Raw genomic sequence first — 13,504 nt, 5'->3', positions numbered from 1 at the left:
GGGTATCTGTTCTGTAATATCATATCGTAATTCGAAAGGGTGTTTCAATGAATAAGACATATATGTTCTCCGCGGTCGGTGCTGGTATTGCCGCTGCAACCGTTGTAGGGACTGCAGTTGCGCGTTCTAAAAAGAAGCAGAATGAGCAAACAGTTGAGGATACGCTGAATGAAGCCGGTTTGCCGGATCAGACCAATCATAGGGATTGGGCCCAGAAGGAAAACGCAAAAATGGTTTCTGAAGGCTCACAATTTGGTGTTCAGTATTTCAATAATGTTAAGAACATGCCAAAGGAATAAAAATGTTGCCCGACAAAGGGCAACATTTTTTAATCTTTTTGTTTGTGATCGTTGGATTGATCTTTTTCTTTTTGATCCAGTTCCTGTTTCTCCTCTTTAGGAATAACGTCTTTATTTTGATCACGCTCTTTTGGGCGGTTTTCTGCAGGAGGCAATTCTGGCATGTAGCGTCCAACAATTGCCGAAAGCTCATCTATAATACCTTGGATGGGATATCCTTGAGCAATTTTGTCACCCATCCTTCTGACCCTTTCAAGAATGTCACCATCTGCAACAACTACAGCTGACTTTCCATACGGATCATGCTGAAGAGCCTCTATTACAGAATATTTTATGGTTCCAACTCTCGACCTGTCCAAGTCTTTATCCACATCTATAGCTACAACGGCATACGGACCAGCTACTACAGACGCGGCATCGGATACACTGGGCACATCACTTGCCACATGGGATAAATGATCGGCAATCTCCTGATTGGATAGTCTTTTTTGCTTGTGCGGGTTCGAGTCCTTCACCTGCACAATACGGTCTGATTGTTTAGTGTCTTCCCTCGGAAGCGCCTCATCTTTGTTCTGCATACATCCAGACAAAACAACCGCACTCAAGAGCGTAAATATAATGAATCGTATCATTGGCAACCTCCTCTCAGGCATCTGATATAGGTGTATTTTGTGCTCTATATGTTCTTTTATACAAAAAAAGAGCTGCACTACGCTGTTTGTTAAACATACGTAAGCAACTCTTTTCCGCTCATGCAGCATTATTTAACATAAATTTCTTTTACACCTTTAATAGGGTCGTTTATATTTGATCCATCTCCAAATATAAGGTGAACAGGGCCATCCTCTTTGAGCGGTTTTCCTTCCACCGCAAATAAAAAATATGCTTCGGTTAATGTTTTCAAAGGTATTATGATGCTGCCATCTATAAGTTTTAATTCAACCTCTGTTGCACCAGCGTTAACTTCAGCAGTTTCCAGAAACCATTTGATGGGCATGACATATGTACTCTTTAATATTTTTTCTCTTTCAAACCGCTTTATACTTCTGTTGACAGGTGGCTTGAGCATGTCAGAATGGAGTTCTCGATCCCATCTTTCAGAAGCATTTTTAACCCCATCCTCTTCTGTCTGTGTTTCGCTATTGTTTGAGAAAGCTTGATCAAGTTCGATTTTTCTATCGTCAAAAATCCAAACAGTTGGGTCAAGCGTAATGGTAAACCCCACATTTCCCTTAATTGGAACTATCATATGTTTAACCACCTTTTAGAAAAATATGTGCACCTTTAAAGAATAACAGAGAAGTCAGGGTTTTTCACGATAAAAAGATTTCATACAATGTAAATCAAAATAAATTTGCAATTACGCTCTTATAACGCTAAAATAAAGAGAGGATGCAAATATACTGTTAAAATAGACGGTATATGAACGGGAGCATTATCGCAATAAAAGCTACTTAACGGAGGGTTGATCTTGATTCCTGAGATGACATTAAATGACCGAGAAAGAGCATATGCACTTCTTAAAGAAGATGCTGATCATATATTGCGTTTAATTGAGGTGCAAATAGAAAATTTAACAATGCCACAGTGCCCTCTTTATGAAGAAGTCTTGGATACGCATATGTTTGGTCTCTCACGAGAGATTGATTTTGCTGTCCGTCTGAATTTAGTTGCAGAAGCAGAGGGCAAATTGCTGCTGGAAAACCTTGAACGCAAGTTGAATATATTGCATGAAGCCGCACAAAAAACAACGTAAACGGGCTTTCGATGTCTCACATACTTAAACTTTGCCCCGGAGCAGGCAAGGTTTTTTGTTTTTTTAGTGTAGTCAAAACTTTAAACGCACGCCAGATCAATGATTCAATTATCTTTTATCCATAGGAGACATCAGGCGATGATGCAAAAACTTAAAAATTACGATTATACATTAATGATAGTACCCATATTGCTGGCCTTGTTTGGCATTGTTATGATCTACAGTGCAAGCATGGTAACCGCTGTTGTAGAAGGCTTGGAAAGCAATCACTACCTTATTCGCCAGACCCAATGGTTTCTTCTTGGTCTTACGGCAATGATTACGCTCAGTTTATTTCCCTATCAGTATTATCAGCGCTTGGTTAAAATTATTATTGTAAGTGTGATTTTAATGCTGATTGGTGTCAAGCTATTTGGTACGACAGCCGGGAATGCTCAGTCTTGGTTCAGGATAGGGTCTGTTGGCATCCAGCCTGCAGAGTTTGCTAAAATCGGGATCATTATTTATCTCGCCTCTGTTTATTCCAAGAAGCAAAAATACATTGATGATTTTTATAAAGCAGTGCTGCCGCCACTTGTAATGACAGGTATCATACTGACATTAATAGTTGTTCAGCCGGACATCGGAACATCATTCATTATTTTATTGATTGCAGGTTCAGTTATTATAAGTTCTGGTATTCGTTTTAAACACTTGCTGATTCTGGTTATGTGTGCTTTAACGCTTATATTAATTGCTATCCCGAATATGGTCACTGACGTCCGTGTGAACCGTGTAACTGGCGCCTATCAGCCTTTCGAAGCCCCTGAGACAGCAGGACATCATTTGATTCAATCCTATCTTGCAATTGGCGTTGGTGGGTTAACCGGCGAAGGACTTGGACAAAGTGTTCAGAAACTTGGTTTTTTATTTGGTGCACATACCGATTTTATTATGTCAGTCATAGCAGAAGAACTCGGCTTTCTGGGCGTTGTGATTGTGCTTGGTCTGCTGGCTACGATTGTATTAAGGGGATTATACATTTCGAGCAGATGCAAGGACAGTTTTGGGGCTCTACTGGCGATTGGAATATCTTCAATGATTGGCATTCAGGCTTTTATTAACCTCGGATCAATTAGCGGTATTCTTCCAATCACCGGTGTTACATTGCCTTTTGTAAGTTATGGAGGTTCATCACTACTTGTATTAATGGCCTCGGTGGGAATACTGAATAATATTGCCAAGCAGGTAAAAAGTGATGAATCAGATTCTGATGAACCAAACAAAAAACAATCGAAACCTTCGCATTTAAATCAAAGGATGAATAAACAAAAGGCAGTCCGCTGAATAAACGGGACTGCCTTTTGTTTATCGTTTTTATTTAACATCTGCTGGTTTCGTGTAGGTAGTATTAGTTTGAGCTTTCTTCTCCATGGAGGCATGTCTGGTAGCCAGCATGACGAAATAGCTGAGAAGTGCGAAGTAACAAGAAATTACAAGTGCGTGCATAAGTGCAATTCCAAGGTTTAACATGGTGAAAATAATTAAGGCTCCGAATAACACCTGCATAAGAATTAGGCCGAACAAAATGCTAAAGCCATAAACCATTACCTTGCTGTGCCGGTAAGCTTTAATCGCTCTGATTACAAATGCTAACGTCCAGATAAACAAGATGCCAGCTGCGAGTCTGTGACCCATTTGTATCCATTGGGCACTGCTGAAACTTGAAATATCAAACGGGGAGGTATTGGTGCAAAATGGCCAGTCCGCACATACAAGATTGGCTTGGGCATGCCGGACCAAAGCGCCAGTATATACAACAATCAGTGTATAAAGCGTAAGTGCGTATATTTCCAACCGATGTTTCTTTTCGATAAAGAGAGCTTTTGTATCAAACTTTTGATCGATCTCAAAAATAAGTAACATAAGAAGAAATACAGCTGCAAAAGATATAAGCGAGATGCCAAAATGCATAGCAAGTACAAAGTCAGATTGGCCCCACATAACAGCTGCAGCACCGATCAATCCTTGCAAAACCAAAAAGAAAAGGGAGAGAAATGACAGGAATTTAACTTCACGTATGTGCCCTAGATGACGCCAAGCTAAGATTGCCAAAGCCAAAACGACAATTCCCATTATAGAGGAAACTAATCTGTGGCTTAACTCAATTACAAGTTCTGGCGTAATGTTTGTAGGCATAAATTCTCCATTGCAGAGAGGCCAACTTTTGCCGCACCCTGCACCTGAGTCTGTTTTGGTTACCAATGCGCCGCCCAGTAGTATAAAAATCATGCCTATTACAGCGGTAACCGATAATCGTTTTAGTCGTCGAATCATATATATGCCTCGTTTCACATTGTTGATATTTAAGTATCCTAGTATATTCTAAGATGACCATAATAAATAAGCAATAATTCTACTCAAAAATCTTCATCTGTCACATAATTGTTAAAGTATCTCGTTTTTACCCTGTTTTCACTATGAGTAAGTGATAAATCCTTGCATTGTTGGGCAGAATTTGCTAGAAATAATGTAGAGGGCGGTTGCTCCACCAAGGGTTGCCGTCCTCCTTGAACCATAGGATAAACTGCATGCCGGTCCTTGATGGTTGTGGGTTTGGCGAGAATTGTTACATGTTGCCAAGCATAAACGAACTGTCGATTTACCGTCACAATTTTGTTGTGTTCATTCAAGTTCATACCCAATTAATCCAGTCAGCATGCAATGTTCACAAAAACGTCACAATTGATCTTTAAGAGTAATTAAGCACGCGCTCTGTGCCGATACATAAATCAGCTCTAAGCGACGTTACAATGATTAATAATGGGAGCAGACGAGACGCTAATTGAGACTCTATGTGGGATCATTATTGTGTAAAGAATTAAAGGGGGGATTACAATTAGTAAATGGAACTGAACGTTTGTTAAGATGTTGTTATTGAGTCGGTCATGATAGAAGAAGGTTGATCTTTACGGGAGCGTTTCACTTCAAACCGCTTTTATTATTGGTATTGTGTTTACCGCTATAGATCTTTTATGCTGTTGTTTATAACGTGAGCAATAACGGCTTTCGTATATCAGGACTGGCTTCTGTACGTTGTTTTATATACAATGTAGTCAAAAGGAGCCATCAATACCAGCACCATTCGCACATGCGACAATTGGCAATATACCGATATTGCCGCCTTTGAAGTTTAGTATGTTCGAGCGACAAATCGTTATATATATGATATGCTTATTGCCGTTGCTTTTTTCGGCAATAGCCAAAAAGGTCAATATATTTTAGGTGATGTCGCAAATAGACGAACGGAACAGAATCTCCATTTATTTACTTAACTACTGATTACAATCTTGTTTCAGGTAATAGTGTTATTAACGATTGGATTTCCATTTGGTTAAAAACCAATTATATTATTAAAAGTGGAAGTTAAAAGAGAAAGAGAGGTATACATTCATGAAAGGTTTGTTTGGGAAACTTCGCGCACTATTCACGCTAGGGGTATTGGCGCTTGTTCTCGCCGGGTGCGGTAAGGAAAATCTCACTGCTCTCGTGCCAAAAGGATATGGTGCTGAAAGTTCCATGAAATTAATAATTCTTTCAGTTGTCGTCATGACATTTGTGTTTCTGGCCGTTATGATTATCTACACAATTGTTCTCTTTCGTTTCAGAGAAAAGAAAGGCCAGGAGGATTTCATTCCTAAACAAGTTGAAGGCAACAAAACACTAGAAACGATCTGGACAGTTATTCCGATCATTCTCGTGGTTATCTTGGCTGTGCCAACAGTCATCGCGACTTTTGATCTTGCAGATGTTTCTGGTGCTGCAGAAGATGAAGCCATAAGTGTCGATATTACCGGTAACCAGTATTGGTGGCACTTTGACTACAAAGGTCAAGATTTTCAAACAAGCCAGGATTTGTATATTCCGACTGGTGAGAAAGTGTATATCAACATGATATCAAGCGATGTCATCCACTCATTCTGGGTTCCTTCAATTACCGGAAAGATGGACGTCAACGTAGAGAATACGAATCGGATGTACATTGAAGCTTATGACGAGGGTGTTTACTGGGGCAAATGTGCTGAACTATGCGGCCCATCTCACTCATTGATGGACTTCAAAGTGATTGCTGTCAGTCCTGAGGAATATGAACAGTGGGCATCAGATATGCAAGCTGTCGATCCAGAAGAACAACCTCAAGAAACTGTTGCAGTAGAAGGTAAGGATTTGTTTGAATCAAATAATTGTATGTCCTGTCATGCGATTGGTTCTTCCGGCAAACAGGTTGGACCTAACCTAACAAACTTTGGAAACCGTACAAAAATAGCCGGCTTCCTGGAACCCACTAAAGAAAATCTGGCATCTTGGATTCAAGATCCTGAACAGTATAAGCCTGGCAACAAAATGACTGGCAACTATCCTGAAGTCAACAAAGAAGATGCAGAAAAAATTGCAGAATATCTGATGCAACTTAAGCATTCTGAGATTACACCTGATAGTGCCGGAGAATAAATGAATATTTAAAAGACAAAACTGGGATGAAAGATAAAGAGGGAGGTTAATAAATTGAGTATTGCAGCTGCTCAAAAGAGAAGCTTTAGTACTGTATTGTGGGATTACTTGACTACTGTTGACCACAAAAAAGTGGCGCATCTGTATTTGTTCGGTGGTGGTTTCTTCTTCCTGCTTGGTGGTATTGAAGCGCTTATAATCAGAATTCAGCTGATCAAGCCAATGAACGATGTTGTCAGTGCAGGTCTCTATAATGAAATGTTTACCATGCACGGAACGACAATGATATTTTTGGCGGCCATGCCATTAATTCTGGCATTAATGAACGCCGCGATGCCATTGCAAATCGGCGCGCGTGACGTTGCATTTCCGTTTCTAAACGCCCTTGGGGTTTGGTTATTTATCTTTGGAGGAATCCTTCTAAATTTGAGTTGGTTCCTAGGTGGAGCACCTGATGCAGGGTGGACCTCTTATGTGCCACTTGCAACCGACTCCGCTTCACACGGTGTAGATTTCTATGTACTTGGTCTGCAAATCGCAGGGGCAGGTACATTAATGAGTGGGATTAACTTTCTCGCAACAATCGTCAATATGCGTGCCCCAGGGATGACATACATGCGTATGCCATTGTTTACATGGACAACGTTTATTACAAGTACACTTATTTTGTTTGCATTTCCAGCATTGACAATCGGGTTGTTCTTACTGATGTTTGATAGAATGTTTGGGTCAGCATTTTTCGATGCTGCTCTAGGCGGTAACGCTATTATCTGGGAGCACTTATTCTGGATATTCGGGCACCCAGAAGTTTATATTTTGATTTTGCCGATTTTCGGTGTGTTTAGTGAAGTGTTTGCTACATTTTCTAAAAAACGTTTATTTGGATATACCGCAATGGTGTTTGCTACGATGCTCATTGCTTTCCTAGGATTCATGGTTTGGGCACACCACATGTTCACAGTGGGACTGGGACCTATGGCCAACTCCATTTTCGCAGTAGCAACTATGGCAATCGCTGTGCCAACCGGTATTAAAATATTTAACTGGCTCGCCACAATGTGGGGCGGAAGCATTAAGATTAATTCAGCCATGCTATGGTCACTCGGATTTATTCCGACGTTTACCATCGGTGGCATGACAGGCGTTATGCTGGGCTCTGCAGTTGCAGACTATCAGTATCACGATACGTATTTCGTTGTTGCTCACTTCCACTATGTAATTGTCGGTGGGACCGTATTTGGTATTTTCGCGGGACTTCATTACTGGTGGCCAAAGATGTTTGGACGCATCTTAAATGAAACTTTGGGACAAATTACTTTCTGGGTATTCTTTATCGGGTTCCATTTGACTTTCTTTATTCAGCATTTCCTTGGGCTCATGGGAATGCCGCGCCGTTACTGGGTATTCCTCGAAGGTCAGGAACTTGACCTCGGCAACTTGATTAGTACCATCGGAGCCTTTTTGATGGGTGTGGGTGTAATTGTATTCCTTTATAACGTTGTTGTTACAGCGATTAAAGGTGAAAAAGCAGCCGCAGATCCATGGGATGGCCGGACGCTGGAATGGTCCATACCATCACCACCGCCATTCTATAACTTTAAACAGGTTCCGCTTGTACGTGGACTAGACGCCTTATGGATCGAGAAAACAGAAGGAAATAGACAAATGACACCAGGAGAACCTCTTGATGATATCCATATGCCGAACGGCTCCATCATGCCGTTCTTAATGTCACTTGGCTTCTTTGTTGCTGGAATCGGCTTTATTTACCAGACAGATCACAAGCTCTGGTTCCTCGCTTTATATGGCGGTATGGCGTTTGCACTTGGCACAATGGTCGTTCGTTCCTTGAAAGATGACCTGGGATATTATGTTAAGAAAGAAGAGCTGGAAAGGGAGGCTAAATAAATGAGTCATATTCATCCACTGCATCCGGAAACGATGCCGAATGAACCCGAAAAGGCCACCCTTGAAGGCAAAAATAAATTCCTGGGTCTTTGGTTCTTTCTCGGCGGCGAAACGGTATTGTTTGCGAGTCTATTCGGAACGTTTATTGCTTTAAGAAATTCAACAGCAGGAGGACCAACTTCTCAAGAAATGTTTGGGCTTGAACTGGTCTTTATTATGACGGTCCTCCTCCTGACCAGTTCACTTACAAGCGTATACGCCATGTATCACATGAAAAACCATGACTTCAAAAAAATGCAGATCTGGCTTGGCGTTACAGGACTGCTTGGTCTGGGTTTTCTTGGACTGGAGATCTATGAGTTTTCTCATTATATATCTGATTATGGGTTTACATTCAGATCGTCTGCCTTTGGATCAGCCTTCTACACACTAGTCGGTTTCCACGGCGGACACGTGACATTTGGTATCTGCTGGCTGATTACAATCATGATCCGCAATGCCAAACGCGGACTGAACTTGTATAACGCACCGAAGTTTTACACTTTCAGCTTGTATTGGCACTTTATTGATGTCATTTGGGTGTTCGTATTCACAGTCGTTTATTTAATGGGAAAGGTGGCGTAAGAAATGGATAACACCAATTCCAGTAAGATGCGTGCTTATCAAAAGCAAAAGAACAAGGAAGAAATGCAAAAACATTTGATTTCTTTTGGGTTAATGATCGTATTGACTATTATTGCTTTTGCGGTTGTGGCAACAGGTGCCATGGATAAGATCTTTGTTATTCCAGTACTTGTCGTTTTGGCCACAATTCAAGTAGCTTTTCAGTTTTATTATTTCATGCATATGAAAGACAAAGAACACGGGATGCCCGCCACGATGATATACGGTGGTATCTGGGCTGCGCTTTTAACTCTCGCAGCACTTGGGGTCATCAGCTGGTGGTAAAGACAAGAAAAGGACTGGATCTTCCAGTCCTTTTCTAATGCAGTGAAAATATGCTACTTACTCTGTTTTTTGCTAAATTGTCATAAAACGTTTAAATGACATGGTTAATTAATTACGATATAATAAAAGGGTACTGTATTATAAGGAGTGACAATGATATGTGGCTAGACTTGCAAATATTTGGATTTCGTGCACTTTGGAGTCCTTATTTCATGATATTCGTCATTGCGATGGGGTTGGCATACTTTCTCATTACAGGCCCTTATCGGCATAAGTTTGATGCGTTGGCTGAACAGCCATCTACAAAAGAACAAATCAGCTTTTATCTTGCAATGATTCTTTTGTATGCTGTTAAAGGTGCACCTATTGATCTGTTATCTCACATTATGCTAACAGCTCATATGATTCAAATGGCTGTTTACTACCTGATATTTCCTATTCTTGTTTTACAAGGCATACCTGAATGGCTGTGGCGGAAAGTCTTATATCAGCCGGTTATTAAACCCTTTTTCAAGCTTTTTACCATGCCATTAATCTCGTTACTCATGTTTAATGTGCTGTTCTCTCTTTATCATTTACCGGCTGTTTTTGATTTTGCCAAGTCTTCACAGTTTGCCCATACAGCGACATCCCTGATTATTTTGTTTGCAGCTTTTATCATGTGGTTCCCGATTGTCGCGCCTATCAGAGACGAAGATACGATATCCCCATTGTTAAAGATCGCTTATATAATAGGCGGCACAGTTTTGATTACTCCAGCCTGTGTACTCATCATATTTGCTGATGTGCCTTTATTTGATGCGTATAGTGCACAAGGGTCTTGGATACAAGCTTTGAGCTTGTGTGTTCCTATTAATGTACTAGATGGTTTGCAATCATCTATTTCTGGTCCGAGTATGTTCTCGCCAATCGATATTATGGAAGACCAACAACTAGGCGGCATTATTATGAAAATCGTGCAGGAGATTGTATACGGCACGATGATTGCACGGATCTTCTTCAAATGGTTTAGCAAAGAAAGTCTCAAAATTGATCCATTGCCTTCAAATACGCCACAAGAATAAAAAGCGTCTGAGACAAAGTGAACGAACAACACCCGAACAATCATCCATTTCAAATTGCTAAATGGAGTTGTTCGGGTGTTTTTGTTAAATCTTAATGTTCCACTTAATAATACCAGCTTCTCTGGCTGAGGTAAACGCGATGACAAGAAGCGGTCCAAGTATAAAGCCGAAAAGGCCGATTAATTTCAGACCGAGAAACATGGCAATTAATGTAGCCAAAGGAGATAAGCCAATCTGCTGGCCCATAACTTTTGGTTCAACTGTCCGCCTCACTCCAAGCAATATGATGGTCAGAATAGAGAGCTGGACACCCATTTCTATATCCCCTGACAAGAACATAAATATCGCCCATGGCCCGAGAATAATGATGGAGCCAATGATTGGAATCATGTCTACCGCCCAAATGATCAGCGACATTAAAAATGCCACCTTAGGCGCAATGAACAAGAGACCGATTAGGGAGATTAAAAAAATAAAAATGCTTACAAAAAATTGAGCTTTTAAAAATCCAAGTATAACCGTTGCCAGGCGGTTACTCATGAATGAAACTTTCTCTTTAGTTGCATCTGTCATCAGATTATATGCTTTAGCTTTTAAAATTGGGAGTTCCAGCATAAATAAGAACAGAGCAATTAAATAAACAAGAAATGCTATTAAGTAATTTGGAATACTCGTAAACACCTGAGCAATTGAATCAATCGTTATTTTTTCCTTTGCTGTCTGACTGAGGGAGGTAACGTTTTCTTCAAAACTGGTGGATACCTGTTGAACAAATTCCGATGGCAGGTTTTGAGCATAGGACTCAAAACGGGCCTCCCATTCGTCATACACTACCGTGAGTTCGTTAAAGTAAGCTGGAACTTCTTCAACAAAAGTTACAACCTGTGAAATTGCCTTTGTCACAAAAAAAGTGCCCAGTAAGCCGAGAACAAGAACAAAAAGAAGGAACACAATCAGAACAGCCATTTTCCGACTGGCTTTTAAAGCCTTTTGAAGCATTCTTATAACCGGGTTTAGAATAAGAGCAGTTATAAAGGCAAGAACGAGCGGGACGGAGATGGGCAGGATGAAGTAAAGCGTCAAAACGGTAACAACTAAAAGTAATATGATGGTCCATTGGCGTTTTGTGAGAAAACGGAACAAGTTGACGTGAGTCTCCTTTCACTATGTATCTACATAGAAATATAGCATTAAATAGGCTATTTGAACAGATGTTTTTCTTAATTATTTGCAACATTATCAAATGAGATTTTCTCCAAAAATAAAACCGGCGCACTTAAACAAGATGCGCTGGTTTTATAATAGTTTATTCAGCCTGGTAGTCTGCCAATTCAGCTTTGAGCTCTTGCAATATTTTATTGGCTCGTTCCACCAGATTGTCTGGGAAGTTCTCTTCTTCCCCGTATTCAACACCATGGGGATAATAATGTTTCCCGAGTAATGGAGTCTTGAGTTGAATGATTGCTGTCTTTCGATCGACATCACCTTCAACTGCATACCCTTGAACACGAATATAATATGTAATGTTCTTTTCTGTTGAACCTATTTTATAGTCATAGGTCACACGTTCATAATCCCACTGTCCAGCACGAATAAATGCATGATTTCCCATTAATTGGTCCAGTGTTTTTATGTTTAAAATCATATCTTCGATGCCAAGATTTTCAAGTCTCAACCTTTTCACCCCTCTATAATTCTTTACACATGCTTATCATAATACTAAATAAATCAAGATGCAATTATTTAGGTGCGAATGCGCTTAACACAGATAGGACACCTTCAGCATACACTATAATGGAAAAAGGAACAGAAAGGTGGGAATGATTGTGTCTCAAAGGAATCTGCACCCCGATGTGCAGGCATTTAAAACATTTATCAATCAACACCCAAAACTAATTGAATCCATTAGAAGAAGCGGTCATGCGTGGCAACCATATTATGAAAAGTGGATTCTGCTTGGTGAAGATGATCCATATTGGGATGCTTTTAAATCTCCAACAAATCAGGATGATAAAAATGAGCCTCGAAAACAAACAGAAATGATTGAACAACTAAAAAAGTTTTCCGAAACGGTTGACCTTAACAAAATACAAGGTCATGCTCAGCAATTAAGCGGAACAATTGGAACAATCCAGGAATTAATCAGTCAATTTCAGAGTTCAAAAAACCCACAGGCCTCAGTTGATCCAGATGCTTCCAAACATCCTGAATGGTTTAAGGACTAAAGGAGGTTAAAACATGCAGGAAGCCACTCATCAATATTTGCAAAGTCGTCCTGACCTTCATTTGTTTGTGCGACGTCATCCAGAATGGTATCGGTTACTGACAAGAGAACCGGAAAAGATGGCAGAGCTTGAAAAAGCCGCGAAGGTTTTCTATGGCAAAACATGGCCTCAGCAGGTGGAGAGAGCCGGCCAGCGTCTGGATATGCTTCACATGCTTATTCAAATGGCCTCTATGATGAGAGAATAGCCTGTCCTTTATTGGGCGGATTAACAGTGTAAATCCGCGTTCTGTGCTTTTCTTTCAGCCGTTAACATGATAACATGTTTTTAGAGGTGATAGACATGTTTGCGACGATGGAATATGTAGATATTCTGGATTGCAGTGAAAAGCTTGCCAAGATCATTACCCAATCCGACGTTGTGAAAGCTTACGAGCAAGCTAGAATAGCAATGAACGAAGATAAACAGGCTCAAAAATATATATACGACTTCAATAAGTTAAAGGATGATTACGATGACATCCAGCGCTTTGGTCGGTACCATCCGGATTATAATGAAATTATGAAAAAAGTGCGCGCCGCTAAACGTGCTATGGATATGCATGATTCTATTGCATCGTTTAAAATTGCTGAACGTCATTTACAGACTTTGCTTGATGACGTAAGTGAACTGATTGCAGGCAGTGCAAGTGCTAATATCAAAGCACCCAGGGATGGTGCAGCACTTACTGACAGTGGTTGTGGCTGTGGCAGCGGCGGAAAATGCGGTTGTGCTTCCTAAATAGAATCGTATAAAGAAATGGTGGGAATGATT

The 13,504-nt window shown here is 40.4% G+C and carries 16 protein-coding genes; 11 read left to right on the top strand and 5 right to left on the bottom strand.

Going from position 1 to position 13,504, the window contains the following annotated elements:
• Positions 1-47 precede the first annotated feature (47 nt).
• On the top strand, positions 48-299 hold the full coding sequence (locus tag JNUCC1_RS00275) for a hypothetical protein (protein ID WP_156643488.1): 252 nt from the start codon (positions 48-50) through the stop codon (positions 297-299).
• A 29-nt stretch (positions 300-328) separates the two neighbouring features.
• Here JNUCC1_RS00275 and JNUCC1_RS00270 read toward each other — a convergent pair whose 3' ends face one another.
• Both JNUCC1_RS00270 and JNUCC1_RS00265 read right to left on the bottom strand, forming a co-directional pair.
• Complete coding sequence (locus JNUCC1_RS00270; protein ID WP_156643487.1) at positions 329-931, bottom strand: YhcN/YlaJ family sporulation lipoprotein; 603 nt, start codon at positions 929-931, stop codon at positions 329-331.
• 128 nt (positions 932-1,059) lie between these two features.
• Positions 1,060-1,560 (bottom strand): hypothetical protein, encoded by a 501-nt coding sequence (locus tag JNUCC1_RS00265; protein ID WP_331713535.1) that lies wholly within the window; start codon positions 1,558-1,560, stop codon positions 1,060-1,062.
• A 222-nt stretch (positions 1,561-1,782) separates the two neighbouring features.
• Here JNUCC1_RS00265 and JNUCC1_RS00260 point away from each other — a divergent pair, with 222 nt between their 5' ends.
• Complete coding sequence (locus tag JNUCC1_RS00260) at positions 1,783-2,055, top strand: YlaN family protein (protein ID WP_156645316.1); 273 nt, start codon at positions 1,783-1,785, stop codon at positions 2,053-2,055.
• A gap of 138 nt (positions 2,056-2,193) precedes the next feature.
• Positions 2,194-3,381: an FtsW/RodA/SpoVE family cell cycle protein gene (locus tag JNUCC1_RS00255; RefSeq protein WP_156643485.1), complete on the top strand. Its 1,188-nt coding sequence runs from the start codon at positions 2,194-2,196 to the stop codon at positions 3,379-3,381.
• A gap of 30 nt (positions 3,382-3,411) precedes the next feature.
• Here JNUCC1_RS00255 and JNUCC1_RS00250 read toward each other — a convergent pair whose 3' ends face one another.
• A complete protein-coding gene (locus tag JNUCC1_RS00250; protein WP_156643484.1) occupies positions 3,412-4,371 on the bottom strand; it encodes a COX15/CtaA family protein in 960 nt (319 codons plus the stop codon).
• Between the two features lie 1,116 nt (positions 4,372-5,487).
• Between JNUCC1_RS00250 and coxB the strand changes: the two genes are divergently transcribed.
• The 5 genes from coxB (at position 5,488) to ctaG (ending at position 10,466) form a co-directional block, all read left to right on the top strand.
• Positions 5,488-6,546, top strand: a complete 1,059-nt coding sequence (gene coxB / locus JNUCC1_RS00245) for a cytochrome c oxidase subunit II (protein ID WP_156643483.1) — start codon at positions 5,488-5,490, stop codon at positions 6,544-6,546.
• Positions 6,547-6,600: 54 nt separating this feature from the next.
• The gene (ctaD, locus tag JNUCC1_RS00240; RefSeq protein WP_156643482.1) at positions 6,601-8,454 is read left to right on the top strand and encodes a cytochrome c oxidase subunit I; all 1,854 of its coding nucleotides are present in this window, start codon (positions 6,601-6,603) and stop codon (positions 8,452-8,454) included.
• Positions 8,455-9,078, top strand: a complete 624-nt coding sequence (locus JNUCC1_RS00235; protein WP_156643481.1) for a cytochrome c oxidase subunit 3 — start codon at positions 8,455-8,457, stop codon at positions 9,076-9,078.
• 3 nt (positions 9,079-9,081) lie between these two features.
• The gene (gene ctaF, locus JNUCC1_RS00230; RefSeq protein ID WP_156643480.1) at positions 9,082-9,402 is read left to right on the top strand and encodes a cytochrome c oxidase subunit IVB; all 321 of its coding nucleotides are present in this window, start codon (positions 9,082-9,084) and stop codon (positions 9,400-9,402) included.
• A gap of 158 nt (positions 9,403-9,560) precedes the next feature.
• On the top strand, positions 9,561-10,466 hold the full coding sequence (gene ctaG, locus JNUCC1_RS00225; RefSeq protein ID WP_156643479.1) for a cytochrome c oxidase assembly factor CtaG: 906 nt from the start codon (positions 9,561-9,563) through the stop codon (positions 10,464-10,466).
• A gap of 84 nt (positions 10,467-10,550) precedes the next feature.
• On the opposite strand, the gene ytvI is transcribed toward ctaG, so the two are convergent.
• The gene (gene ytvI, locus JNUCC1_RS00220) at positions 10,551-11,609 is read right to left on the bottom strand and encodes a sporulation integral membrane protein YtvI (protein WP_156643478.1); all 1,059 of its coding nucleotides are present in this window, start codon (positions 11,607-11,609) and stop codon (positions 10,551-10,553) included.
• 163 nt (positions 11,610-11,772) lie between these two features.
• Positions 11,773-12,141, bottom strand: a complete 369-nt coding sequence (locus JNUCC1_RS00215; RefSeq protein WP_156643477.1) for a YugN family protein — start codon at positions 12,139-12,141, stop codon at positions 11,773-11,775.
• A gap of 151 nt (positions 12,142-12,292) precedes the next feature.
• On the opposite strand from JNUCC1_RS00215, the gene JNUCC1_RS00210 reads away from it, so the two are divergent.
• The 3 genes from JNUCC1_RS00210 (at position 12,293) to JNUCC1_RS00200 (ending at position 13,471) form a co-directional block, all read left to right on the top strand.
• On the top strand, positions 12,293-12,691 hold the full coding sequence (locus JNUCC1_RS00210; RefSeq protein ID WP_331713534.1) for a YlbD family protein: 399 nt from the start codon (positions 12,293-12,295) through the stop codon (positions 12,689-12,691).
• Between the two features lie 13 nt (positions 12,692-12,704).
• Entirely contained in the window at positions 12,705-12,938 is a 234-nt protein-coding gene (locus JNUCC1_RS00205; RefSeq protein ID WP_156643475.1) for a YlbE-like family protein, read from the top strand.
• 95 nt (positions 12,939-13,033) lie between these two features.
• A complete protein-coding gene (locus JNUCC1_RS00200) occupies positions 13,034-13,471 on the top strand; it encodes a YlbF family regulator (RefSeq protein ID WP_156643474.1) in 438 nt (145 codons plus the stop codon).
• Positions 13,472-13,504 lie beyond the last annotated feature (33 nt).

The organism is Lentibacillus sp. JNUCC-1, from assembly GCF_009741735.1.
In the GTDB taxonomy this organism is placed as follows: Bacteria; Bacillota; Bacilli; order Bacillales; family Amphibacillaceae; genus Lentibacillus_B.
Note: the sequence above shows the minus strand (reverse complement) of the source record. Positions and strands in the feature narration are given on the sequence as shown.

Excerpts from the sequence above, each read along its gene's own strand:
- JNUCC1_RS00275 (WP_156643488.1), top strand. The coding sequence starts at position 48 with ATGAATAAGACATATATGTTCTCCGCGGTCGGTGCTGGTATTGCCGCT.
- JNUCC1_RS00270 (WP_156643487.1), bottom strand. The coding sequence starts at position 931 with ATGATACGATTCATTATATTTACGCTCTTGAGTGCGGTTGTTTTGTCT.
- JNUCC1_RS00260 (WP_156645316.1), top strand. The coding sequence starts at position 1,783 with ATGACATTAAATGACCGAGAAAGAGCATATGCACTTCTTAAAGAAGAT.
- JNUCC1_RS00255 (WP_156643485.1), top strand. The coding sequence starts at position 2,194 with ATGATGCAAAAACTTAAAAATTACGATTATACATTAATGATAGTACCC.
- JNUCC1_RS00250 (WP_156643484.1), bottom strand. The coding sequence starts at position 4,371 with ATGATTCGACGACTAAAACGATTATCGGTTACCGCTGTAATAGGCATG.
- coxB (WP_156643483.1), top strand. The coding sequence starts at position 5,488 with ATGAAAGGTTTGTTTGGGAAACTTCGCGCACTATTCACGCTAGGGGTA.
- JNUCC1_RS00235 (WP_156643481.1), top strand. The coding sequence starts at position 8,455 with ATGAGTCATATTCATCCACTGCATCCGGAAACGATGCCGAATGAACCC.
- ctaF (WP_156643480.1), top strand. The coding sequence starts at position 9,082 with ATGGATAACACCAATTCCAGTAAGATGCGTGCTTATCAAAAGCAAAAG.
- ctaG (WP_156643479.1), top strand. The coding sequence starts at position 9,561 with ATGTGGCTAGACTTGCAAATATTTGGATTTCGTGCACTTTGGAGTCCT.
- JNUCC1_RS00205 (WP_156643475.1), top strand. The coding sequence starts at position 12,705 with ATGCAGGAAGCCACTCATCAATATTTGCAAAGTCGTCCTGACCTTCAT.
- JNUCC1_RS00200 (WP_156643474.1), top strand. The coding sequence starts at position 13,034 with ATGTTTGCGACGATGGAATATGTAGATATTCTGGATTGCAGTGAAAAG.